The sequence below is a fragment of the Pseudoalteromonas sp. NCIMB 1079 genome (assembly GCF_040567695.1).
Lineage (GTDB): Bacteria > Pseudomonadota > Gammaproteobacteria > Enterobacterales > Alteromonadaceae > Pseudoalteromonas > Pseudoalteromonas distincta.
In genome coordinates this window covers 1445700-1469491 of record NZ_JBEWZA010000001.1, presented here as the reverse complement: position 1 = coordinate 1469491, position 23792 = coordinate 1445700, and the positions used below count along the sequence as shown (strand labels likewise).

Below are 23792 nucleotides of genomic sequence, written 5' to 3'. Positions count from 1 at the left end.
AAACCAAATAAATATTATCTGATTATAAGTGTATGCAAATAAAATATAGATTCAAGAACTACTAAGACTAACGGTTTATTTTGTTGATAAACGGTTAATAAACACTGTTTTTGCCAAAATAGCTTTATAGTAAATGAGTTAACACAAGCTAGATTTAACTGTTTTTAGCTCGCGGCGACTAACCACTAACAGCTCTTGGCAATTTTGTAGTTCAATAGCATGACTACCGCTACTTAATGAATGCAGAGCAACCACCTTTTTTTTATTTACTAACGTATTGCGGTGTACTCTTAAAACATGTGTGGGATAAAGGGTTTCTAATTGTTTTAAACTTTGCTCTATAAGCGCACTGCCCCCTTTAAATACCATTTTTGTATATTTTTCTTCAGCAGCAAAATAATAAATACACTCCATTTCTATACTTTTTAATGTGCCCGCGAGCTGATACGTAATTTTTGTTGTTTGTTGTTTTTGTATATGTACTTTATTTAAGCGCCCAAGTTGTTCAACTACTTTTTGTAATGATTGCGCCGATACAGGCTTTACCAAATAACCCGCCGCATTTAATTGCAATGCGTCTAGCGCGTGCTCAGGGTGGGCGGTAATAAATACAATGGCGGGTGGAACTGCAAGTTTGTTAAGCTCACTTGCTACCTCCAAGCCATTAATACCCGGCATATCAACATCTAAAAACACTAAGTCAGGCTGGTTTACTTTACTTAACGCAAGTGCTTCTGTGCCATTGCTCGCTTCATTTTGTACAACTATATTTTGAGCCGCCAATAAACGTACTAAACGCGCTCTAGCTAAGGGTTCATCATCAACAATAATTACATTCATAATTGACTCTCAATATGTTTAGGGATCACTACTTTCACTCTAAATACGCCATTTTTATTAGCAATAGTGAGCTGCGCTTTACCCGTGTAATAAATATTAAGTCGTTGACGAATATTTTCCAGCGCCATGCCGTTACTTGGCCGAGTATTGGTGGTTGCCACGGCTATTGGGTTAGTGACTATAATAGTTAAATAGCCACTTGTGACATGCAGCTCAACTTTAATGACAGCGCCTGTTTCGCTAGGCTCTACGCCATGGCACACGGCATTTTCAATTAATGGCTGCAGGGTTAAACAAGGAATGCTCAATGCAGGTAGTTCATTGGGTATTTGCCAATTAACTCTTAAGCGATTACCGAAACGCCATGTTTCAAGTGCTATATATTGCTTACTCAGCGTTATTTCATCGTCAAGAGATACATTTTTTCCTGAGTGCATTGCAGCCTGCGATAAGGCGGCTAATGCTAAAATAGCCTGCTCTGCCGCATCGGCATCATGATGAGTAAGCTCTGCAGCAGTGTTTAAACTATTATATAAAAAATGAGGACGTATTCTAGCTTGCAAGGCATCAAGTTCAGCTCGAGAAAGCGCTTTAGTTTGCTGCTCTTTTTCAAAATGAATTAATAAAAATTGGACGAATAAAGCCGCCAGCAAAGCCACTATAATGCAATTGCGAAGTGTGAAATAAATTAAGTTATCTGTATCATCTATATCAAAAGCAAAATGGGAAAATAAAATACTAAAAATGCACGTAGATAATAAAAAAAAGATAAAAAACAAACTTAACTGAAAAGTTTGAGTGCGCGTTTGTAAGAAAAAACGACAAAAGTATAAAGAAGAGGTACCGACTAAAACAATTAAATGCATAAACAAACTGATGATCCCAAGTCGAAGCCAAATATCTCCTTCTACATTGGGTGCAAAGGCTAAAACAATAGCAATAACTTGAGAAACAACAAGCGAAGCTAATACGCCTCGCTCATTAAAAAGAGCCGAAAAAAGCAAACCATCATTTTTTAGTGACTTGCTCATAACGACTCTCCTATAATCTAAATTTTAAATTAACGTAGCTCTACAGGAACAGCAAATACGATATTCTCTTCTTTGCCTGGGTTTTCAACAACCTGCGTACCACCAAGATCTTTTAATCGGCTTATAACTTGTTGTACAAGTACTTCTGGCGCAGAGGCACCCGCAGTTACACCCACTGATTTAGAACCTGAAACCCACTGCTCTTGCACATCAGTTGCATCATCAATTAAATAAGCAACAGTGTCCATTTTATCTGCAAGTTCACGTAAGCGATTAGAGTTAGAGCTGTTTTTAGCGCCAACAACTAATAGCACATCAACTTTGTCAGCTAAGTCACGAACAGCATCCTGACGATTTTGCGTTGCATAACAAATATCATCTTTACGAGGTCCGTCAATTGATGGAAACTTATTGCGTAGTGCATCAATAACATCAGCAGTATCATCAACTGATAAAGTCGTTTGACTACAGTAAAAAAGATTTTCAGCATTTTTTACATTAAGCGCAACAACATCATCAACGGTTTCAACAAGATAAATACCACCGGCTGAGTTATCATATTGTCCCATTGTTCCCTCTACTTCAGGGTGACCATGGTGTCCAATTAAAATACACTCAATACCTTTACGACTCGCACGTGTAACTTCCATATGCACTTTAGTTACAAGCGGACACGTTGCATCAAATACTTTTAAATCACGACGTTTAGCCTCGCTGCGAACCGCTTGCGATACGCCATGTGCGCTAAAAATAACAATACTGTCGTCAGGTACTTGATCAAGCTCTTCAACAAATACCGCACCACGACTTTTTAATCCATCAACCACATAGCGGTTATGTACTACTTCGTGGCGCACATAAATTGGCTTTTCAAAAATATCTAGGGCGCGCTCAACAATACTAATAGCACGGTCAACACCAGCGCAAAAGCCGCGTGGATTAGCTAGTAATATTTCCATTAACCTTCCACCTCAATAATATCAACTTCAAACGTTAAACGTTGGCCAGATAAAGGGTGATTAAAATCAATCGTTACCGACTCACCTTGCACTTCGCGAACTAATCCAGGAAGCTCAGTACCGTCTGGTTGAGTAAACGCAATAATTGCACCTACCTTAGCTGGTGTTTCTGGACCAAACTTACTACGGTCAACGTAGTAAATATTATCTGGGTTTGGCTGACCAAACGCATCTTCAGGTTCTAATTCAAACGTTTTACTTTCGCCTGCAGTTAAACCTAATAAACACTTTTCGAAGTTTGCCGTTAAGCTGCCATCACCCATTGTTAATTTAGCAGGTTTGTTGTGCACCTTGGTAGAATCAGCGGCAGAGCCATCTTCTAATTTAATAGAAAAATGGAAAATAACTTGCGAGTTTTCACCAATTACAGCTTGGCTCATGCTTTATGCTCCTTTGGACTCTCGCCGGTGAAGGCGTCAAATAACAATAATGCTGCGCCAATACAAATAGCGCAATCGGCAATATTGAATACAGGAAAATGTGAGTCTTTATAAAAAACGTGAATAAAGTCGATTACATAACCATACGCAATACGATCGTATAAATTACCAATAGCGCCAGCAAGTACCAATGCATAAGCACCGCATAGTACTTTATTTGTAGCAGGTAAGCGTTTTAGCCACCACACAAGCAAAGCACTAATAGCAACGGCAATTGCACTTAAAAACCAACGCTGCCAACCACCCGCTTCACTTAAAAAGCTATAAGCAGCACCATAGTTATGTACATAAGTAATACTAAAAACAGGGAGTAAGTTTATAGACTCTTGATAAGCCATAGTCCCTACAACAAGTGTTTTACTGGCAAAGTCTATTACTAAAAGTAATAGACTCAACCAAAGCCACACTAAACCACTTTTTTGGGCTAGTTTGCTCACTAAGAATAACTCCTAAGCGAATTGACGCTTTTCACCTTCGCCGTCAACATTACTTACACAACGACCACAAATTTCAGGATGAGCAGGCTCAACACCTACATCTTCGCTGTAATGCCAACAACGCTCACATTTAGCAGCATCTGTTGCAGCAACGCTAATGAACAAACCTTCAATCTCGGTAGCTTGTGTATCTTCAGGCTGGCTATCAACTTCAGTAACATTCACGGCTGATGTTAACAATACAAAACGCAGTTCATCACCAAGCGCGTTTAATTTAGCGGCAAGCTCTTTACCCGTAAATAAATTCACCGTTGCTTGAAGTGTTGCACCAATGACTTCTTCTTTACGTGCAGCTTCTAATAAGCGGTTTACTTCGTCACGTACAGTTAAAATCTCTAACCAATCATCGTTACTAAATTGGCTATTTGTTGGCGCTTGTAAGCCATCGTACCAAACTGATGTAAATACGTAGTCACTACGCTCACCCGGTAACGCTTCCCAAATTTCTTGTGCGGTAAAGCTCATAATTGGAGCCATCCAGCGCGTCATTGCTTCAGCAATATGATAAAGCGCAGTTTGACAAGAGCGACGTGCATGGCTATCACTTTTAGCTGTGTACTGACGATCTTTAATTACATCTAAGTAGAATGAACCAAGCTCACCCGTACAGAAGTTCATTAGCTTTTGCGTTACTAATAGCATTTGGTAGCTATCGTAAGCGGCTAAAATTTCGTCTTGCAACTGAGCAGCACGACCCACAATCCACTTATCAAGCTCAACCATGTCATTAATAGCTACTTGATCTGTTTTTGGATCAAAACCATTTAGGTTAGCTAGTAAGTAACGGCTGGTGTTACGAATTCGGCGGTAACGATCAGCTGAGCGTTTAAATATTTCATCCGATACAGTCATTTCTGCTGTGTAATCGGTAGAAGCAACCCATAAACGAAGAATATCGGCGCCTAGTTTATTCATCACATTTTGTGGAGAAATAACATTGCCTAACGACTTAGACATTTTTCGGCCAGTTTCATCAACAGTAAAACCATGCGTCAATACTTGGCGGTATGGTGCATGGCCATTAATAGCCACTGACGTCATCATTGATGACATAAACCAACCACGGTGTTGATCAGAGCCTTCAAGGTATAAATCAGCTGGACCAACCAAGTCTTCACGTGCATCTACTACACACGCGTGCGAAACACCTGAGTCAAACCATACATCTAGCGTATCTTGCACTTTCATGTATTGCTTGGCATCTTCTTCACCAAGTAATGTAGCAGGCTCCAAATCGTACCACGCTTGAATACCAGACTTTTCAACAAGCTCTGCTGCTTGAGCAATTAGCTCTTGTGTATTTGGGTGAAGTGCACCGGTGTCTTTATCAACGAACAATGCAATAGGAACGCCCCAAGTACGCTGGCGAGAAATACACCAATCTGGGCGGCTTTCAACCATGTTAGAAATACGGCTTTCGCCCCACTCTGGTAACCACTGCGTGTTTTTAATCTCAGCAAGAGAATCTTGACGTAAGTTAGCCTGATCCATACTTACAAACCACTGCGGTGTAGCACGGAAAATGATTGGTGTTTTGTGGCGCCAACAATGTGGGTAACTATGCGTAAGCGCATGGTGATGCATAAGCGCACCACGCTCTTTTAACACTTCAATTACGCTCGCATTCGCCTTAAATACGTGCTGACCTGCAAAAAGTTCGGTATCTGGTAAATAAACACCATTTGCACCAACAGGGTTAGCCACTTCAAGGTTGTAATTTAAGCCTGCCACGAAATCTTCTTGACCATGGCCTGGGGCGGTATGTACAACACCAGTACCTGAATCAGTAGTTACGTGTTCTGCAACAATCACTGGTACATTAAAATCATAAAAAGGATGGGCTACTTGCAAGTTTTCAAGCGCTGCACCTTTTACATACCCTAGTACGTGAAAGTGATTAAAACCAAAACGGTCCATAGCATCTTTAACAAGCTCAGAACCTAAAATTAGGCGTTGTTGTACGCCTTCATCTTCAACCTGTACTAACGCATACTCTAAATCGGCATGCACAGCCACAGCGCGGTTTGCAGGAAGCGTCCACGGTGTTGTTGTCCAAATAACAGTACCAACACTGCCTTCACCTTTATGACCATCAGCCAGATCAAAGGCACTAACAACAGCATCTTGATCAACAAACGTAAAACGCACATCGATTGCTGGTGACTGCTTATCTTGGTATTCAACTTCAGCTTCTGCTAATGCAGAGCCACAGTCTGTACACCAATGCACAGGCTTGGCGCCTTTATGCAAATGACCTTTTTCAATAATTCGACCAAGTACACGAATTGCATTTGCTTCAAAGTCAAAGTTCATTGTTAAATAAGGCTTATCCCAATCTGCAAATACGCCTAAACGTTTAAAGTCGACTTTTTGACCTTCAACTTGTTTTTTAGCGTATGCACGGCATTTTTCACGAAACTCGCTCGCGGTTACTTTTACGCCCGGCTTGCCTACTTTTTTCTCAACCATTAACTCGATTGGTAAACCATGACAGTCCCAACCTGGTACATAAGGAGAATCAAAGTCAGATAATGTTTTAGACTTAACAATAATGTCTTTTAAAATCTTGTTTACTGAGTGGCCTAAATGGATATCGCCATTTGCATACGGAGGGCCGTCATGCAAAATAAAGGTTTTTTTACCTTTCTTAGCGCTGCGAATTTGACCATAAAGGTCGTCTTCATACCATGCTTTAAGCATTTTTGGTTCACGTTGTGCCAAATTGCCACGCATTGGAAACGGTGTTTCCGGTAAGTTCAAAGTATGTTTATAGTCGCTCATTTATCCTACATTCCGTCTCTATCGGCTACCTGATTTAAACCAAAACACTGCTTAGCGGCAGCAACATCGGTTGCTATTTGCGCCGTTAATTGTGTTAATGTCTCGAATTTTTTCTCATTGCGAAGTTTTTTTATTAACTCCACATGCATAAATTGTCCGTAAATATCCTGTGCAAAATCAAAAAGATGAACTTCTAACAATGCACGAGTTCCATTAAATGTCGGCTTATTACCTACATTTGCAACTCCAAAAATCTGTTTTCCTGCAATCGTTGCTTGCACTGCAAACACCCCATTAACAGGACACACTTGGCGTTTTAGGGCAATATTTGCCGTTCTAAAACCGAGTTCACGTCCTCTTTTCCAGCCATGTATAACACGCCCAGAAATAGCATAATCGTGACCAAGCATTATTTTAGCACTTCCTAAGTCACCGGATGCTAAAGCATCTCGTATTAAAGTGCTGCTTACTCTAGCATTTAATTGACGAAAGCTCGCGGTGCTTTTTACATCCATGCCCGCTTGCTTACCCATGCTAGCAAGTAAGTGAAAGTTACCTTGGCGTTGCTTTCCAAACTTAAAATCATCACCAACAGTAAGTGCTTTAACACCTAACTTTTTAATCAAAATCTCATTAACGAATTGCTCAGCATGCATGTTTGCAAATTGCTGATTAAAGCTAATGCAAATAACTCGCTCAATACCTAAATCACTCAATAAACGTAACTTATCTCGTAAGCGCGTTAACCGTGCAGGGGCATTGTTTTTAGCAAAAAACTCTTGTGGCTGGGGTTCAAACAGCATTACAGTGCTAGGCAAACTATGCGCTTTAGCATCGCTAAGTAAACCTTTTAACACTTCTGCGTGGCCTAAATGAACGCCGTCAAAATTACCAATAGTTAACACACAACCAAAATGGTGTGGGCGAATATTGTGTATACCTCTAATTAACTCCATGCCACCTAATGCCTTGTTTAGCGAGCTATTAATTACGGCTAAAAAATGATTAAAGCCGCAGAGTTGCCGATTATAATCTTTTTTTTAGTTTGATTCAGTAATTGCTACACTTTTTATCGTATTTAGTCTAACGCCCATCACAAATAGCATTGCAAAGTAGCTAATACCAGCCAAAGCCACTAGCGCTACTAATAATATTACTTGCTGTGTAAAGGCCCATGTAGCCCAATAATAGTAACTGCTCACAAACCATGTGACAGCTGCCATAACAATACTTGCAACAACACATTTAAGTGTAAAACGCATACTCATTGATGAGAACTGGTATACATTTTCTTTTTTAAGCTGTCTGTATAATAAAAATGCATTGCAGCTAGCCGATAACGAAGTAGCAAGTGCCAACCCTAAATAACCAATGAAAGGAGCCAGCATAATGTTAAACACCATATTAAGTACTAAGGTAATAATACCAATACGCACCGGCGTTTTTGTATCTTGACGAGCATAAAAGCCAGGAGCGAGTACTTTTATTAGCATAAAGCTTACAAGTCCGACCGAATATGCGACTACGCCTAAGCTTACAGCTTTGACATGATCAACACTGTCTTCTTTAAATGCACCGTGGTCGAACAATACGGTAATAATAAGTGGACTGATGATCATTAAACCTATCATTGCTGGCAGGCCTAAAAATATAACAAAACGAACTCCCCAATCGAGAGTATGCTGAAAGTCGCTACTTTTTTTACTGCTATGTAGTTTAGAAAGCGCCGGTAAAATAACTGTCGCAATACCAATACCAAATAATCCCAGCGGAAATTCAATTAAGCGGTCTGAATAATAAAGCCATGCAATTGAGCCCGTCATCAGTAATGACGCAATCATGGTATCTAGCAACAGATTAATTTGACTAATAGAGACACCAAACAAAGCCGGTAGCATAAGTTTTCGTACTTTTTTTACGTTTTCGTCTTGCCATGCCCAGCGCGGACGCGCCAACATTTTAGCGCGATACAAGAACGGTAGTTGAAATAGTAGCTGCACTACACCACCGACAAATACACCTATGGCAAGTGAATAAGCACCTACTGAAAATTTATCATGTAAAAAAATTGCACACGTAATAATAGAAACATTAAGCAAAACTGGTGTAAAAGCAGCAACAGCGAAACGGTTATACACATTCATAACCGCACCACTAAGTGCAACTAAGCTTACAAAAAATAAATAGGGGAATGTAAGTTTAAGTAGTGAACTTGCAAGTTCAAATTTTTCGGCATTAGGTCCGCCTTGCCACCAATCTATAAACCAACCGGTACCAAATAATGCTGCAATAACAGGAGAAGCAACAACACCTATAATAGTGACAATTAGTAAAATGGTTCCTAATGTGCCTGCTGCTTGTGCAACAAAAAGTCTGACCTTGTCGTCGCCTTGCTGTTCTTTAATTTCACTTAGCACAGGTACGAATGCTTGTGCGAAGGCACCTTCTGCAAATAAACGGCGTAAAAAATTAGGAATACGGTTAGCAAATAAAAAAACATCAGCCGCTGCACTTGCGCCTAATAAATTGGCAACGACAGCATCTCGAACGAGCCCTAAAATACGCGATATCATAGTCATACAACTAACAATCATACCAGAGCGAAATAAACCTTTTGACACCTTAAACCTACTCAAAAATCCTCAAGATAGGCGATTATGCCACAGTCTTTTTTATAAATCGCTTTAAAGCACTAGGCTGGGGGTCTGTGCTTTGTTACAATGTCTATATTAACTGCTAAAGCGGCAAATTGATGCTCGTTATATGGTGCAGTTTTTCTTGGATTGTTAAATTTAAATTGACATCCATGATAGAAACAGGCATATTCCACGGCCTTTAATTTAAGCTTTATTTTAAGATTGTTAGGAGCAAACCTTGGCTAACATCAAGTCTGCAAAAAAACGCGCTATCACAAGCGAAAAAAACCGTCAGCACAACGCAAGCCGTCGTTCAATGATGCGCACTTACTTCAAAAAAGTAATTGTTGCTATTGAAGCGGGCGATAAAGAAGCTGCACAGCAAGCTTTTTCTGTTGCTACACCTATCCTAGACCGTTACGCAACTAAGGGTCTAATTCACAAAAACAAAGCAGCTCGTCATAAGAGCCGTATAGCAGCTAAGATTAAAGCTCTATAATTTGTTTTTGATAGAATATAAAAAACCGGCTTTTGCCGGTTTTTTTTTATCTAAGATTTAATCTCATACTTTAATAACAGTCGACATGAATATTTAAACAGATTGGTGTCATACATTTTCCAAGTCTGGATAAAACTTCTTAAGCATTGCCGCTATTTTTTTAGGTGTAAACGGCTTCACTACAAATCCTTTAGCGCCTTTATCAATTGCATCCTTAACATTTTCAATACCTGAATGCGCAGATACCATTACTACATTTGTCTCAGGGCTTAATTCATTGATTTGTGCAATCAAATCTTTGCCATCGCCGTCCGGCAGTTCTATGTCTAAAAAAATGATATTATAATTTGCAGCCTGGCACTCACTAATACATTGTGAGGCAGTAGATGCTTCCTTTACGTTATCTATCCCTAAGTGCATGAGCGTTTGACTCAAAAAACTACGCACTGTGCTAACGTCATCTACAATTAAAATTGATAGCTGCGTATTCATCTTTATTCCTCGTAGGCTATAAGCTAACTTTAAGTTATCATAATAATTAGCTTAGTATATAAATTTGCTCATTTAATTATAGAGACCTACGGAAAAAAGGCCAGATTTGCTTTATGTCTAAAACCCCAAATAAACAGTCGTTGCTAGGTAAAGCACCAACAAGAAAAAAAACAGCGCAAAAAAGAAAGCCGCAACGCCCTACTCAGCGCTCTATACCCGCAGAGGAAAAAACAAGCATAAACAATGGCACTAGCCAAAAAACAAAGTCAAAAAAGGGGCTATTTATATCTCTGGCCATTGTTATTGTAATAATTTTAGCTTTTCCAAAACCAACCTTGCTCACCTATAAAAAATTAGGGATGGTAAGTGAGAGTGTTTACTGGCCTGGACTTTTAGGTTACGGAGCTACTTTAATTGATTCCAACTTGCACCCCAACTATGATTCTAGCCGTGAATCCCTTTATTTATGCAGTGATTTACAAAAACCACAGAGCTGTCAAAAGTATCAAGTAATTGCTGACAATGGTTTGTTTTCGGCAATTGGCAGTTACTTTTAGCATTAAAAAAACTAATCTGAAAATTTAAAATTACTTGGTTGAAAGGTGTGCAAAAGATCAACATAATGGCGCTCCTTTTTTCAACAACTGAACTATTGAAACGACCATGCTAAACGAGCTAGATTGGCTTTTAAATACTACACTACTTGCACTAGGTTTAGGTGCATTCTTTATTAACCAGATAACACTGCTGCGCGTTGCCGCCATTAGTGCATGTGGTTTATTGTTCTTATCATTTAGCCTAGATCTTATGTCGTCGAGCGTTATTTCAAATATGAGTTTAGTGTTGATCAACACTTTTTACTTGTTTAAAGTTTATACATTCGGGCAATTTAATGTAACCCAAAGTTAACAACTTTTCCTTAGAATATTTAATAGCCCAGCATTGCTGGGCTTTTTTATTGCGAATTTTTAAAATATTAGAAACACGTTGGATCAGGACAGTATTGAACGCCACTAAAGCACCACTACAATAATGGTGCTGAGCATGTACTGTTGAGAGAAACGAGAAGAAAGACGAAAACCGAAAATACCTAATAAGCTAGGTTAATCTACTGTTGTTAATTCACTTTGGGTTTGTGTTTTAGATGGACTATCTTCAGCGTTAGCCTGATTAAACCAAGCTGAAACACCTAGCACGATAATTGAAATAACAACGAGGCTTAATTTAGCCCCACTTTGACCGGATTTCATAACACCCTCTTTATATTTTTATTAGTGAGAATATCTTTTACACTAATGAAAATTACAAATGTTAACAAGCTGTTTTTTAAACTAATTAGCTATCAGCTAATAACCTTTTGTTCTATCCACTGAATTATTGAGTGCTAAGCCCTTATTCAAACGTTCAATATTATCGGCTATTTGGTCTATAACGCTATTTAAATCAGATAGCGCTGCACAATGTGGTGTAAGTGTTATTTTGGGGTTTCCCCAGTAAGGGTGATTCTGCGTTAAAGGTTCTTGGTCAAAAACATCCAAGGTAGCTGCGCGTAAGCTATCGTTATTTAATGCATTTAATAAATCTTGCTCAACCACATGAGCACCACGTGCCACATTAATAACAACAGCATGTGAAGGTAGCTTAGCGAGCATTGAGCGATTAATAATGCCTGTAGTTGCTTGCGTAAGGGGTAATAGACATACAAGGTAGTCAACGTCAGAAAGCATACCGCTAAGCCCTTCATCGCCATAATAAACCTCGACATTAGCCGTGTTTTTATTACTTTGCGCCCAGGCACTTACTTTAAAGCCATTAATTATAAGTTTTTGCGCACATGCTTTACCTAATTCGCCAAATCCAAGTATACCAACATGTTTATTACTAAAAGCTCGTTTTGGCTTCCATGTTTGCTGTGTTTGTTTAGTGTAATACTCTTTTAAGCGTAATTTTTGAGCTAAGACATGTGTAAGTATATATTCCGCCATATCTTCAGCTAATTGCATGTCCACAATACGTACTACTTCGACATGTTCAGGTAATAATGTTAAATCGATACTGTCTACGCCTGCACCAAATGACGACACAGCTTTTAAGTTAGGCAGCTGCGGCCACAGAGACTCAGGAGCATTCCACGCAAGTACAAAATCCACATTATTTGCGTTTTTGCAATCAGGCCATTGCTCTATCAATGTATTTGGTAATCGCTCTTGTAACTTCGTTATTAGCTTTTCGTTGTTGCGCCCCGTTATAGCCACCAATACCGACATAAATTCTCCTAGCAATTCACAGTTTATAATTTAGTACTTTAAAAAGTCACACTACTGCAAAGTAACTGTCACACCCTTTTTTTAATCTTACATGTATAGCGAATAGACCAAACGGAATATGAGGTTAATATGATAAGTGTTGATAAAGTAATTGCAGCAAACTTACCACAACTAGAGAACTCTCCAAAAGTAAAAGGTTTAGTAAAAAAGGGCTTAGGTTACTTATTGCATGAGCAAGAGTTTATCACCTTTGGTAATACCTACCCTCACCTACAAGGGTTAGAATTTGTTGAGCAAGTACTTGATGAACTCAATTTTGATACGCGCTATAAACCTAAGCAGATAGAACATATTCCTAACGAGGGTAAACTTGTTATTGTTGCTAACCACCCTATTGGTTCACTAGATGCTTTAGCACTTATCAAAGTACTCTCTACAGTAAGGCAAGATTTAAAAGTAGTCGCAAACCGCATGTTAATGTCGGTCAGCGCAATGCATTCTCTGTTACTCCCTGTTGATAACTTATCTGGTATGAGTAAAAAGCAAGAGCTTAGTAATATACAAAACCATTTAAAAGGTGGAGGTGCCTTACTTATATTTCCTGCAGGGGAAGTATCGCGCCTAGGACCAACCGGTATTAAGGATTGCAAATGGAATAGCGGTTTTTTACGTATGGCAAAAAAAGCCAACTGCCCCATTTTACCTATTTTTATTAAAGCCAAAAATAGTCCACTTTTTTATGGTACATCAATGATTTATAAGCCTCTGGCAAGTTTATTATTAGTGACAGAAATGTTTAAGCAGCGCAAAAAATCTTTAGAGTTTGAGATTGGTGCTTCTATCCCTCCTGAGTCCTACTTAATAGAAAACCTTAAAGATAAAGAAATTGTAAACCTCATACGTAAACAGCTTTATAGGCTTACAACTAAAAAAACACTGCCGCTAAAAACACAAACACCTATTGCTGTGCCCGAGTGTAGAAAAGAACTAAAAAGAGCAATTGAGCAATGTCAGCTTTTGGGTAAAACACACGATGGCATGCACATTCATCTATATCAATATGTAGGTAGTTCACCTATTTTTAGAGAGCTGGGACGCCTCAGAGAAATAGCATTTAGAGCAGTAGGTGAAGGAAGCGGTAAGCGTCGTGATATAGATAAATACGATATGGATTACCAACACCTTGTACTGTGGGACCCTATGCAACTAGAGCTAGTAGGTGCTTATCGATTAGCCTGCGCACAACAGATAATACAAAAGCATGGACGTGAAGGTTTATATACCGATAGTTTATTTTCTTACACTGACGCTATGACGCCCTATCTACACCAAGGAATTGAGCTTGGTCGAAGTTTTGTACAACCTAAGTATTGGGGACGTAAGAGTCTTGACTATTTATGGTACGGTATTGGTGCTTTTATAAAAAACTACCCACAGTATAGATATTTATTTGGGGCCGTAAGCGTGTCCAACGCTCTACCTGAGCAAGCCAAAGCCATGCTCGTTTATTACTATCAACATTACTATAAAAGCAGCATAGAACTAGCTACACCTAATAATGAGCTTAAATTAACTGAGCAACAGCTAACTCAATGCAATATTCTTTTTAATGGAAACGATGTTAAAGAAGATTTTGTAGAGTTAAAACATGTGTTAGCTAATATGGGCGCTCAAGTCCCTACTTTATTTAAACAATACACTGAGCTTTGCAACCCTGGCGGCGTACAATTTTTAAGCTTTAGCATTGATCCCGATTTTAATAATTGTATTGATGGATTGGTATTAGTCGATCTTAAAAGTGTTAAAGAAAACAAAGCTAAACGTTATTTGGAATAACTATTGATAAGTAAAGTCAGTGCACCGAGTATTTTATGCCTTATAAAGTACTCGGTTTATATTTAATTATAAATACCAACTCAATCGCATTTAAGTCTTCCAATACTTTTTTAAGTGTCGGGTGTTTAAATTATTTTCGTTCCCTGCTAAAAAGATATTTTCTTGTTTATTAAGGCCCTGATTAAACACGAGATTATGGCAAGGCAGTGCCTGCCTTATATTCATGTGACTGTTAATTAAATAAATATGTCAATCTTTACAAAAGCATAACGACACTAAAATTAATCTAAATCAATAAAACATTTTATAAGCTTCAAATGCTTTTTAAACTTTGATCTAGAACAGGTTTTCATATTTATTGCTCGGTAATAATAGCGCTAATTAAATAGTAGTTCTTGGAGAACAACATGAAAACTCAAATTAGCATCGCATTATTAACCTCTTTATTAGCACTCTCTCCAGCTGCACACGCTAACTTTAGCGTAAATGTTGGCGCTATTAACGTAAACCCTGATAACAGTAGCTCAGCGATTAATGAAGCACCTACGCTAGGCCTTAAAGGTGATTCAGATACTCAACTAGGTATCACCGTAGATTATGCATTTAACGATCAATGGGTGTTAGAACTGATAGCAGCAACACCGTTTTCACACGATATAAATGGCGCAGGCGGCTTAGCAGGCAATAAAATTGCAGATATAAAACAACTTCCACCGTCATTGGTTGCACAATACCACTTTTTAGATACAAGCTATGCGCTAAGACCTTTTATAGGCGTAGGCATAAACTACACTGCATTTTTTGATGAGCAACCCTCTCAAGCACTTAAAGCAACACTAGGAACAGACGATGTAGAAGTAAAGTTAGATGATTCGTTTGGCTTTATGGCTCAGGTAGGTGCTAACTATAAAATTGATAAAAACTGGGGTTTACACGCCATGGTATCAATTATGGATATTGATACCGATGCCACTGTTTATGCTAATGGTGCAAAAGCACTTACATCAACTGTTGAGCTTGACCCAGTTGTTGCAATGTTCGGTGTTAGGTACAGTTTTTAAAGCAAATATAAAGTAGTACATAGTTACCCAATTACAATGTGTGTTAAAAGGCCGAAAGGCCTTTTTTTCATTTGTAGAGATTAGGGCAGGTTACTTAACTTTTTCTGCTCTAACATTTCTTTCCAGTGCATTACTTCACTTGGCAATATAGGTGTTTTCCCATCAAAACCAGCAACTTCAAGCATTTCTTCAATACTTATAATACCCTTTTTACTTTTAAATACACCGCGTACATAAGCAATAGCATGTAAGCCTCGCTCTGAGTGAAACTTTTGCTCAATATAAAAGTATTTATGATCCCAGCCAACTAACTTAGTACTTATTGTATATCGCTGCATAGGTTTAATATCGCGGATATAAGTAATAGCAGTTGCGTTAACAATCGGAAACCAACGTCGCTTCATTATTTGTTTTAGTAAGCCAACACGCTCCGTCATCCACGTGCGAGATAAATCCATCATCGCAAGATAGCGTGAGTTCGTTAAATGTAGATTAATATCACAATCAGTCGGCAAAGCTTTGTAATCAATATCTACTGTATCAAGTAGATTTTGATATTGCTTATTGCGTTTAATTTTGAAAAATAATAATAAAAGTCGAATATATAAGTTCACAAAAAAGGTCTTACCAGTTAAATTTATTCGAGTGTAGCATAGCCCCTTGCGAAGACGAATATTCTACTTTAATCTTAAATCATTATTACAATAAAAAAGATAACTAATGAAATCAAAACTAAAAATCATCGCTGCACTGGCCCTATCAGTCCCTAGCTACAATGCTTTTGCCGATTTTTCGTTACCAGGTAAAGGCTCAGTAACTTACCCTACCGGTGTAGTTAAAGAATTTAAATTTGGTTTTGAATGGCAGCAAAAAGCTGAGAAATTCACTATTGGATCTAAAAGTTACAATATGGAGCAAATTCCTAGCTCTTATTCTGTCGCCATCACGCTTTCGAAAGATGACAGCCAAGTATGGGTTCAAGAATTTAATAATGGGTTTATTGAGGAGTTTGAATGGCAAATTGGCGAACATACAGTCACTCTAAAAAAGCAGCAGTTTAGCGATCCGGTAAAAGGTGACTATGTTATTGAGCTAAATGGCCGTAGCTATTTTTTCACTCGTAATAACGCCAGTATCGTAATGAACTTTAACGAAGAAGGTATTGAGACGATTGCAATTGATGGGGTAACAAAAAATATGGGCACTAAAAATTAGTCCCCATATTTTAATTTCTTTATGTCAATTACACTTTTACTGTTTTTCGGTTAATCCCGTAATCACGTAATTTATTAGCTACCGCGGTGTGACTTAGGCCCAATCGCTTAGCTAACTGACGTGAGCTTGGATAAGCTGGGTAGAGTTTGCGAAGTAAAGTCGCCTCAAAACGTTTAACAGCTTGATCTAGTGAGCCTTCAAAATCAGACTCTAAATACCCTAAATCATGAGTAAAAGTTGGTAACTGCAAATGCTCTACGCGAAGCTCGCTATCATCTAGTAACGACACTGCACGGTAAATTGCATTTTCCAGCTGACGCACATTTCCAGGCCACGGGTACTCTTGTAAAAAGCTTAAACATTCTTGTGATAAAACAGGAATTGCATGACCATTTTGTTGTGCGTATTTTTGAATAAAATGCTCTGCAAGTGGCCCTACATCTGCTTTTCTATCTCTTAGTGGCGCTATTTCTAAAGTAAGCACGTTTATACGGTAATATAAGTCTTCTCTAAAAACCCCTTCTTGTACCATTGCAGGTAAGTCTTTTTGAGTAGCGGCAACAATACGTACATTTACTTTAACTTCGTTCTCATCGCCTACTTTTCTAAACGTACCATCTTGTAAAAAACGCAGTAACTTAGTTTGTAGTTGAGTCGACATTTCGCCAACTTCATCTAAAAATACAGTTCCACCATCAGCTTGCTCTAATACACCACGCTTTGGCGCTGCGTTTTCTTCGTACCCGGCATAACCAAATAATTCAGACTCAGCAACATCATCAGGAAGTGAAGCACACGACAGCGCAATAAAAGGCTTAACAGAGCGATTAGATGCGTAATGGCACGCCCTAGCTAATAACTCTTTACCTGTACCAGTTTCACCAGTAATCAAAATAGGGGCTTCTAGTTGCGCCATTTTGCGTGCTTCGCGCACAACTCGGCGCATTGCCGTACTAAAGTTATGAATAGTAGCAAAGCTTTCTTGCCCGTAGCGTCTAAATGCACTGACCTGCTGCCCTAAGCGACTTTGCGATTTAATGTTAATAACCGCACCCGCAAGCACATCACCTTCACTACCTTGAGGGACTGCAATTGGTAAAATGTCTGCAATAAAATCCTCACCCGCCACTTCAACGCGTGTGGTTTGCCCGAGTACTTCTTTACCTTCTAGCCAACGTGTAAAGTTAAACCCTTTAAGTAAGTTATTAATATTTGCACCAATAACTTCTTTTTCAATTAACTGTAAGTCCTTACATGCTGCATCGTTGCATAAGCGTACCCAACCTTTAGCATCAATAGAGATAACGCCATCAGGCAATGCACGTAGCAAAGTATTTAATTCGTTGTGTTCACGCTCAGATGGTAAAAACGCAGTGGTACGCACGTCATGTACGCCGTCGATTAAACGTATCGATGGCATAATTTTTTGAAATTGTTCAAATTCTATTTCGGGAAAACTAACGTACATACGACAATTTACAGAATCAACTTCAATTCCTTTTAGATCAACGCTGTAGTTAACTAATATATTAAGGATTTCTTGAGCAATACCAATTCGATCAGCACAGTGAATATCTAGACGCATACATCCTCAAAGAAGGAAAAACTATATTAGCTGAATAATACGCTAAGTCGCTTTGAGAAGGTAGCTTATTGTAAACATTTTTGGACGAAACAGACTGCGAAAGCGATAAGTTGAAATGTAATTAAATGAAGAAAAGTAGCACTGATATTTAACTATACCAGTGCTATTTGTTAAATCTTATTATGTGACTACTTACCTTGTGGGTAAGCATACCAATCACCACCATCTAATTGTATAAATGGTCTTTGGTTAACATACATCATTATTGTGCCTTCGTTTTCAGCAACCTTAGGTGCTGTAGGTAGGTTTTCAAGCAAATTAGCAACACTATTATTCCCACCAAATACATCAGTTTGCAGCGCCTTACTTACCAGCTCTGAAAGCGCAAAGTAACTTGTTGAATCATCAACCACAATTTGCGAGTAGTTTTGTACGTCTGGGCCTATAAATTTAATTGCTACAGGTACCGACACAATTGCTGGGCTTGGGATTTCACGTAAACCTGCAAACTGTACTTTGTCACCTTTTAAATTAGCGCCGTGTTCAGGCACTATCATTAACATAACGTTGCGACCGCGTTTTTCTAATTTTTTTACAAATTGGTTAATATCAGCAAACAAGTTTTTATGTCTGATTGGGTATGTCTCTTTACTATTAACCCTTGGTTGATTCTCTAGCTGATTACCATCATGTAAACTTGTGGTGTTGTAGTACATCGCACACGGCTTACAATCATCAGCTTGCTCTAACCAACCATCCAGCACAGCTTCATCTGAGTAAATAGGACTATTATCAAAACCTCGTAGCGCCACTGGCATTGAATCGATATTAAATGGCGTGCTATCTAGACCACCGTAGTGATACACCGCGAATACTTCCCCTAGCACTAAGGTATATGTATACTTGAGCGCAATTGTAACTAGGATAAGGGTGTGTCTCTTACCTTCTGGTGTTACTACCATATAGCAAATCATTATCTTAGCTACAAATAATAAACTGATGGTCGAGCATTTTAGTATGACTAAATACTAAGATAGCTAAAGCAAAAAATTATAAGGCCATTACAACAATTCTTAAAGTTAGGAAGTAAATATGAGTTCAGCTCCAGATAGTGGTTGGTTTGGCCACCCTAAAGGACTTTCGACATTGTTCTTCACTGAAATGTGGGAACGAATGAGTTATTACGGTATGCGAGCTATGCTCGTATTATTCATGACAGCAAGCTTACAAGAAGAAGGCCTTGCCTTTACTGTTGCATCAGCTGCTGCAATCTATGGTTTGTACACAGGCGCAGTATACTTTTTAGGCTTACCAGGTGGTTGGCTAGCTGATAGATTGTTTGGTGGTCAAAAAGCAGTTTGGTATGGCGGCATAACTATTATGATTGGCCATATTATTTTGGCTATTCCACATGATTATTCTTTCTTTATTGGCTTAATATTTGTAGCAACAGGTACTGGTTTACTAAAACCAAATATCAGTGCAATGGTAGGCCAATTATATAGCGATGCTGATGAGCGTCGTGATGGCGGTTACGCTATTTATTACATGGGTATTAACATGGGTTCTTTAATAGGTTACTACGTATGTGGTTACTTTATGGAGAACGTAGGCTGGCACTGGGCATTTGGTGCGGCTGCTGTAGGTATGGCCATTGGTTTAGTGCAGTACAAACTCACACTTAATAACTTACCAGAGCACGGCGCACTACCTGCTAATCCATTAGGCCCTAAAGGCACTTCACGCGCTTGGGGTGGTATTGCTGTATTTATAATTGCAGCTGCTGCAGTTACTACGGCAGCAATGACCGGCGCAATTGTAATCAATCCAACAGTGGTTGCAGGGTACGTAGCTATTGTATTTACTATTATCTTTTTTGTTTATTTTGGTGTTATTTACTTTACAGGTAATTTAACCGATGCCGAAAAACAAAGAATGTGGGCACTATTTTTAGTCTGTATTGCATCTGCATGTTTTTGGTCTGGCTTTGAACAAGCTGGTTCATCATTAAACTTATTTGCTCGCGACTATACTGACCGTCTTATTGGTACTTTTGAAATCCCTACAACGTGGTTTCAATCATTAAACTCACTGTTTATTATTACTTTATCGCCATTTTTTGCAGCGCTTTGGATTAACTTATCTAAAAGCTTAGTATCACCTAGCTACAGCGTTAAATGTGCAATTGGCTTAATTATCATGGCATCAGGCTTTTTAGTTATGTTTATGGCGGCTCATTATGCAGCTGAAGGTTTAAAAGTAGCGCCTTACTGGCTTGTTACTACGTACTTTTTACATACAGTGGGTGAGCTTTGTTTAAGCCCTGTAGCATTAAGTGCTGTAAGTAAGTTATCGCCTAAACGTTACACTGGCCAAATGATGGGTGTGTTTGTATTAACTTACTCAATCGGTAACATCATCGCAGGTTTACTTGCTGGTAATTTCGATCCGAATAATGTTGATGAAATTCCTAACTTATACTTACAAATTGCATTATTTAGCATTGGTGTTGGTGTTGTTTTAGTACTAATGACTTTTAAAGCTAAAGTATGGGAAAAACAAGGTTTAGAAGAGAAAGTCTCTTAATTATTGTTTATTTCAAATGTAGCAATATAACCTAAGACAATTCCTCCATAGCTTCTATGGAGGAATTTTTTATCCAACTTTGCCCTGCCCCCGTTAACTGATATTATATCCTGATTGATTATTGAATAGACTCAGGGACAGCAGTATATGCATGCATTGACGTTATCACGTACCACTCTAATAGCATTATTTCTCCTTATTTTTTATCTGCCTGTGGTGGCGGTGATGAAGTAACAGTAAATCCAAATGATCCTGTAGAGCCTGAGCCTAGTGGTTTAATTATTACCAACGCTAATGGCTTACAAACCTCATTAGATGAAGGTAACTTTACTATCAATGCTCCTGGGCAAATAGTGGCTAGCGATACTGAAATAACCTACGAAAAATTAGTTCTTGATGAGAATAATCAAGCAAAAAATATCATTTCAGATATACATACGCTTACACCAGATACACTTCAACTTTCTAGCCCAATGACTGTCACTATAAAAATACCTGACGACTATGTATTAGGCGGCCAATTAACTATTGCTCGTTTTAGCGGAGACTCTTGGTCAAGCATTACTGATTCAACGGTATCGCAAGGCTTTGTTAGTGCACAAGTAAACCAACTAGGTAGCTATGCAATAGAAATGCAACGTACTGTCGCGTTTTCTGATGTTGGCCCTACATGTGATGCTAATGCAACAGAGCAATCTGTAAGGTTTGTTCATGTTGCCGACATGCATTCTCGCTTTGGATATCAAGAACAATATTTTAGTCGCATTAAAGCTTATTATAAAAAAGCGCTAAGCGAATCACCGCATACATTATTCACCGATGGTGGCGATGTTTACGAAAAAGGCACTGTAGCAGAGCAAATATCACAAGGGTTAGCCTCTGATGAAACCGTAAAACTAATGGCTTTTGATTTACGTGTTTTAGGGAACCATGACTATGCGTGGGGCCCTGAAAAACTACTTGAATTTTCACAAGACGATAATGCCATTGTACTTGCCAGTAATACCCGCTTTGAGGGAGAAAACAGTCAGAATTTTGGTGGTGTCGACTTTGCTAAGGTACAGGTTGGTTGCATAACATTAGGTGTGTTTGGGATGACGTCAGTACCATGGGATGAGCTTGACGAACCAATTGAAGATGACCCTATTCCTGACTTTATAAAACAATTTAAAATGAGTTGGAAATGGCAACAAATCGCGCAAAGTATTGTAAGCCAATACAGCGATGAAGTTGACTACATGATTATGCTAAGCCACTTAGGTAAAGGAACTGATGTAGAGATAGCAACCAACGTACCCGGTATAGATTTAGTACTTGGTGGGCATACTCATGGTGGTGAGGACTTTATAGAGCTTGAGAATAACGCCTTAGTCATCCAGCCCGACTTTTATGCACGCGGAGTCACCGACTTAAATTTAGTATTTGATACAGCCGATAAAACACTAAGTCGTTACGATTATCAACATGTAGATACACGAACATCTATAGAACCTGACGAAGAAACCAAATTGGCTGTCGATGAAATAATGGGGCGTTATGCTCCCGATGCAGAAACTGAAATCGCTATTTCTGAAAACTATCCAACTGATGCGCAGCTAGCCGAAATAACCGCCTTAGCCGCAAAACATTCAAGCACAATTAGCGCAGCATTACTTAACCCTGAACTAGTACAAAAGCGCTGGACACCCGGCACACTGACTCAAGAAGACTTCCATAAAGCTTTTTACGTAGAAAGACAGCCATCAAATACGCCAGGGTTTAACTCTATTTATAAAGTAACAGTATCGGGAAGCGACTTAACAACGATGTTTGCAAGTCAACCAGATTGGTTTTTACTTAAACCTGAAGATATACAACCCACTAATAATTACGAAGTTGCACTATTTAAAGGAGCAGCTTTGAATCCTGATTTATTTTTTAATAGTGTTACATTCTCAAACGTAGAACCAATAGCTGAAGCTTGGTGGCTACTTGATAAATATGCACGTGCTAGAACAAGTCAGTGCCTACACCTTGACACTGACACCGAACTTTATTCATGTAACAACTTAGCAAATGTAACCGTATGGAACTTTGACGATACTAACAACCCGTTAGCAGCTGATTTTGGACCTTCGGTACTTAGCTACTTTGATCCAGATGAAACAAATTGGGGCACTGCAGAGACACAATATAGCACCACTACTCAATTAAATTTTGATGATTTAAGTGATGGTCCTTCAGGTGTTATGGCGTTTTCTCGCCACGCTCCAACAGAAGGCTTACTTATTGATTTAAACACACCAGCAAATGGTGACTTTGCAAATGAAGGAATGGTGTCTGACTACACCTTGGTAATGGATTTATACTGGCCCGCAGAAGGTAAAGATATTTACCGTGCAATTATGCAAGCCAATACAACTGATTATCTTAATGATGATGCCGATATGTTTATTGACCCAAGCGGCGGCTATGGACAAGCAACTAGCGATAGCGGCTATTTTGGCAATACACAACCTGACTCTTGGCATCGTATAGCTTTTGTATTTTATACAGCACCAACCAACGGGGTATTTGAAGTCTATATAGATGGAGAACTTGCTGGCGTAAAAGAAGATGGCGAAATCGATAGTCGCTGGGCACTCAATCAATCTGTATTGCTTTTTACAGATAACAATTACGAAATAGTACCAGGGTACTTAAACTCGCTGCTTTATGCAGGACGTGCTATGACCAGAGATGAAATTAAAAGTATGGGTAGCGCACAACAAAAGCTGTCTTTTGAGCAACCGACGCGAGTGCTAAATCAAACCATTGAGCGCCATTATCAAGCAGCTCCAGCAATTAAAACTAACGTGTGGATAGAACAACGGAACAAGTTCTTTGGTAACGGCTCTTAAAGTGTAAATAATTACATACAAAAAGGCTTTTGCTTATTAATTGTAAAAGGAGGTTTAGCGCAGGTTAAACCTCCTTTTTAATATTTAAATACAATGACTTAAAACAAGTGCTCCCACTTGAATTTATA

General features: G+C 38.8%; 21 protein-coding genes and 1 pseudogene. 8 read left to right on the top strand and 14 right to left on the bottom strand.

What is annotated here, in order from left to right; all coding sequences use genetic code 11:
* Positions 1-138 precede the first annotated feature (138 nt).
* The 8 genes from ABX891_RS06745 to murJ all read right to left on the bottom strand — a co-directional run bounded on the left by ABX891_RS06745 (position 139) and on the right by murJ (position 9187).
* The gene (locus ABX891_RS06745; RefSeq protein WP_179807242.1) at positions 139-840 is read right to left on the bottom strand and encodes a LytR/AlgR family response regulator transcription factor; all 702 of its coding nucleotides are present in this window, start codon (positions 838-840) and stop codon (positions 139-141) included.
* On the bottom strand, positions 837-1871 hold the full coding sequence (locus tag ABX891_RS06740; protein ID WP_354629154.1) for a sensor histidine kinase: 1035 nt from the start codon (positions 1869-1871) through the stop codon (positions 837-839). Before ABX891_RS06740 ends, ABX891_RS06745 begins: the two co-directional genes overlap by 4 nt.
* 29 nt (positions 1872-1900) lie before the next feature.
* On the bottom strand, positions 1901-2830 hold the full coding sequence (gene ispH / locus ABX891_RS06735) for a 4-hydroxy-3-methylbut-2-enyl diphosphate reductase (RefSeq protein ID WP_354629153.1): 930 nt from the start codon (positions 2828-2830) through the stop codon (positions 1901-1903).
* On the bottom strand, positions 2830-3270 hold the full coding sequence (gene fkpB, locus ABX891_RS06730) for an FKBP-type peptidyl-prolyl cis-trans isomerase (protein ID WP_002958231.1): 441 nt from the start codon (positions 3268-3270) through the stop codon (positions 2830-2832). The genes ispH and fkpB overlap by 1 nt, the downstream gene beginning before the upstream one ends.
* The gene (lspA, locus tag ABX891_RS06725) at positions 3267-3767 is read right to left on the bottom strand and encodes a signal peptidase II (RefSeq protein WP_002958230.1); all 501 of its coding nucleotides are present in this window, start codon (positions 3765-3767) and stop codon (positions 3267-3269) included. The genes fkpB and lspA overlap by 4 nt, the downstream gene beginning before the upstream one ends.
* Positions 3768-3779: 12 nt before the next feature.
* Positions 3780-6608, bottom strand: coding sequence for an isoleucine--tRNA ligase (gene ileS, locus ABX891_RS06720; RefSeq protein WP_354629152.1), 2829 nt, complete (start codon positions 6606-6608; stop codon positions 3780-3782).
* 5 nt (positions 6609-6613) lie between these two features.
* Positions 6614-7564 carry a bifunctional riboflavin kinase/FAD synthetase gene (gene ribF / locus ABX891_RS06715; protein WP_354629151.1) on the bottom strand — a complete coding sequence of 317 codons (951 nt, stop codon included), beginning with the start codon at positions 7562-7564 and terminating at the stop codon, positions 6614-6616.
* An 84-nt stretch (positions 7565-7648) separates the two neighbouring features.
* A complete protein-coding gene (gene murJ, locus ABX891_RS06710) occupies positions 7649-9187 on the bottom strand; it encodes a murein biosynthesis integral membrane protein MurJ (RefSeq protein ID WP_502936054.1) in 1539 nt (512 codons plus the stop codon).
* Between the two features lie 295 nt (positions 9188-9482).
* On the opposite strand from murJ, the gene rpsT reads away from it, so the two are divergent.
* Entirely contained in the window at positions 9483-9743 is a 261-nt protein-coding gene (gene rpsT, locus ABX891_RS06705) for a 30S ribosomal protein S20 (protein ID WP_002958225.1), read from the top strand.
* A gap of 108 nt (positions 9744-9851) precedes the next feature.
* On the opposite strand, the gene ABX891_RS06700 is transcribed toward rpsT, so the two are convergent.
* Positions 9852-10235, bottom strand: coding sequence for a response regulator (locus ABX891_RS06700; protein WP_002958224.1), 384 nt, complete (start codon positions 10233-10235; stop codon positions 9852-9854).
* 113 nt (positions 10236-10348) lie between these two features.
* Between ABX891_RS06700 and ABX891_RS06695 the strand changes: the two genes are divergently transcribed.
* A complete protein-coding gene (locus ABX891_RS06695) occupies positions 10349-10792 on the top strand; it encodes a hypothetical protein (protein WP_354629149.1) in 444 nt (147 codons plus the stop codon).
* A gap of 106 nt (positions 10793-10898) precedes the next feature.
* Positions 10899-11144, top strand: a complete 246-nt coding sequence (locus ABX891_RS06690) for a hypothetical protein (protein WP_002958222.1) — start codon at positions 10899-10901, stop codon at positions 11142-11144.
* A 194-nt stretch (positions 11145-11338) separates the two neighbouring features.
* On the opposite strand, the gene ABX891_RS06685 is transcribed toward ABX891_RS06690, so the two are convergent.
* Positions 11339-11485 (bottom strand): hypothetical protein, encoded by a 147-nt coding sequence (locus ABX891_RS06685; RefSeq protein ID WP_024603735.1) that lies wholly within the window; start codon positions 11483-11485, stop codon positions 11339-11341.
* A 96-nt stretch (positions 11486-11581) separates the two neighbouring features.
* The gene (locus tag ABX891_RS06680; RefSeq protein WP_354629148.1) at positions 11582-12502 is read right to left on the bottom strand and encodes a 2-hydroxyacid dehydrogenase; all 921 of its coding nucleotides are present in this window, start codon (positions 12500-12502) and stop codon (positions 11582-11584) included.
* A 129-nt stretch (positions 12503-12631) separates the two neighbouring features.
* Here ABX891_RS06680 and olsF point away from each other — a divergent pair, with 129 nt between their 5' ends.
* Both olsF and ABX891_RS06670 read left to right on the top strand, forming a co-directional pair.
* The gene (gene olsF, locus ABX891_RS06675) at positions 12632-14338 is read left to right on the top strand and encodes a bifunctional ornithine lipid synthase OlsF (protein WP_002958219.1); all 1707 of its coding nucleotides are present in this window, start codon (positions 12632-12634) and stop codon (positions 14336-14338) included.
* Positions 14339-14745: 407 nt separating this feature from the next.
* Positions 14746-15399 (top strand): OmpW/AlkL family protein, encoded by a 654-nt coding sequence (locus tag ABX891_RS06670; RefSeq protein ID WP_354629147.1) that lies wholly within the window; start codon positions 14746-14748, stop codon positions 15397-15399.
* 80 nt (positions 15400-15479) lie between these two features.
* On the opposite strand, the gene ABX891_RS06665 is transcribed toward ABX891_RS06670, so the two are convergent.
* Positions 15480-16013 carry a thioesterase family protein gene (locus ABX891_RS06665; RefSeq protein ID WP_121954443.1) on the bottom strand — a complete coding sequence of 178 codons (534 nt, stop codon included), beginning with the start codon at positions 16011-16013 and terminating at the stop codon, positions 15480-15482.
* 106 nt (positions 16014-16119) lie between these two features.
* On the opposite strand from ABX891_RS06665, the gene ABX891_RS06660 reads away from it, so the two are divergent.
* Positions 16120-16614: a hypothetical protein gene (locus ABX891_RS06660; RefSeq protein WP_197098769.1), complete on the top strand. Its 495-nt coding sequence runs from the start codon at positions 16120-16122 to the stop codon at positions 16612-16614.
* A 28-nt stretch (positions 16615-16642) separates the two neighbouring features.
* On the opposite strand, the gene tyrR is transcribed toward ABX891_RS06660, so the two are convergent.
* Complete coding sequence (gene tyrR, locus ABX891_RS06655) at positions 16643-18199, bottom strand: transcriptional regulator TyrR (RefSeq protein ID WP_002958215.1); 1557 nt, start codon at positions 18197-18199, stop codon at positions 16643-16645.
* 188 nt (positions 18200-18387) lie between these two features.
* Positions 18388-19065: pseudogene (bcsG, locus tag ABX891_RS06650) on the bottom strand (cellulose biosynthesis protein BcsG); the annotation flags it as partial.
* Between the two features lie 226 nt (positions 19066-19291).
* On the opposite strand from bcsG, the gene ABX891_RS06645 reads away from it, so the two are divergent.
* On the top strand, positions 19292-20785 hold the full coding sequence (locus tag ABX891_RS06645) for a peptide MFS transporter (protein WP_354629146.1): 1494 nt from the start codon (positions 19292-19294) through the stop codon (positions 20783-20785).
* Between the two features lie 185 nt (positions 20786-20970).
* Positions 20971-23664, top strand: a complete 2694-nt coding sequence (locus ABX891_RS06640; RefSeq protein WP_502936053.1) for a metallophosphoesterase — start codon at positions 20971-20973, stop codon at positions 23662-23664.
* The last annotated feature ends 128 nt before the right edge of the window (positions 23665-23792 follow it).

Excerpts from the sequence above, each read along its gene's own strand:
- ABX891_RS06745 (WP_179807242.1), bottom strand. The coding sequence starts at position 840 with ATGAATGTAATTATTGTTGATGATGAACCCTTAGCTAGAGCGCGTTTA.
- ABX891_RS06740 (WP_354629154.1), bottom strand. The coding sequence starts at position 1,871 with ATGAGCAAGTCACTAAAAAATGATGGTTTGCTTTTTTCGGCTCTTTTT.
- ispH (WP_354629153.1), bottom strand. The coding sequence starts at position 2,830 with ATGGAAATATTACTAGCTAATCCACGCGGCTTTTGCGCTGGTGTTGAC.
- fkpB (WP_002958231.1), bottom strand. The coding sequence starts at position 3,270 with ATGAGCCAAGCTGTAATTGGTGAAAACTCGCAAGTTATTTTCCATTTT.
- ileS (WP_354629152.1), bottom strand. The coding sequence starts at position 6,608 with ATGAGCGACTATAAACATACTTTGAACTTACCGGAAACACCGTTTCCA.
- ribF (WP_354629151.1), bottom strand. The coding sequence starts at position 7,564 with ATGGAGTTAATTAGAGGTATACACAATATTCGCCCACACCATTTTGGT.
- murJ (WP_502936054.1), bottom strand. The coding sequence starts at position 9,187 with ATGACTATGATATCGCGTATTTTAGGGCTCGTTCGAGATGCTGTCGTT.
- ABX891_RS06700 (WP_002958224.1), bottom strand. The coding sequence starts at position 10,235 with ATGAATACGCAGCTATCAATTTTAATTGTAGATGACGTTAGCACAGTG.
- ABX891_RS06695 (WP_354629149.1), top strand. The coding sequence starts at position 10,349 with ATGTCTAAAACCCCAAATAAACAGTCGTTGCTAGGTAAAGCACCAACA.
- ABX891_RS06690 (WP_002958222.1), top strand. The coding sequence starts at position 10,899 with ATGCTAAACGAGCTAGATTGGCTTTTAAATACTACACTACTTGCACTA.
- ABX891_RS06685 (WP_024603735.1), bottom strand. The coding sequence starts at position 11,485 with ATGAAATCCGGTCAAAGTGGGGCTAAATTAAGCCTCGTTGTTATTTCA.
- ABX891_RS06680 (WP_354629148.1), bottom strand. The coding sequence starts at position 12,502 with ATGTCGGTATTGGTGGCTATAACGGGGCGCAACAACGAAAAGCTAATA.
- olsF (WP_002958219.1), top strand. The coding sequence starts at position 12,632 with ATGATAAGTGTTGATAAAGTAATTGCAGCAAACTTACCACAACTAGAG.
- ABX891_RS06670 (WP_354629147.1), top strand. The coding sequence starts at position 14,746 with ATGAAAACTCAAATTAGCATCGCATTATTAACCTCTTTATTAGCACTC.
- ABX891_RS06660 (WP_197098769.1), top strand. The coding sequence starts at position 16,120 with ATGAAATCAAAACTAAAAATCATCGCTGCACTGGCCCTATCAGTCCCT.
- tyrR (WP_002958215.1), bottom strand. The coding sequence starts at position 18,199 with ATGCGTCTAGATATTCACTGTGCTGATCGAATTGGTATTGCTCAAGAA.
- ABX891_RS06645 (WP_354629146.1), top strand. The coding sequence starts at position 19,292 with ATGAGTTCAGCTCCAGATAGTGGTTGGTTTGGCCACCCTAAAGGACTT.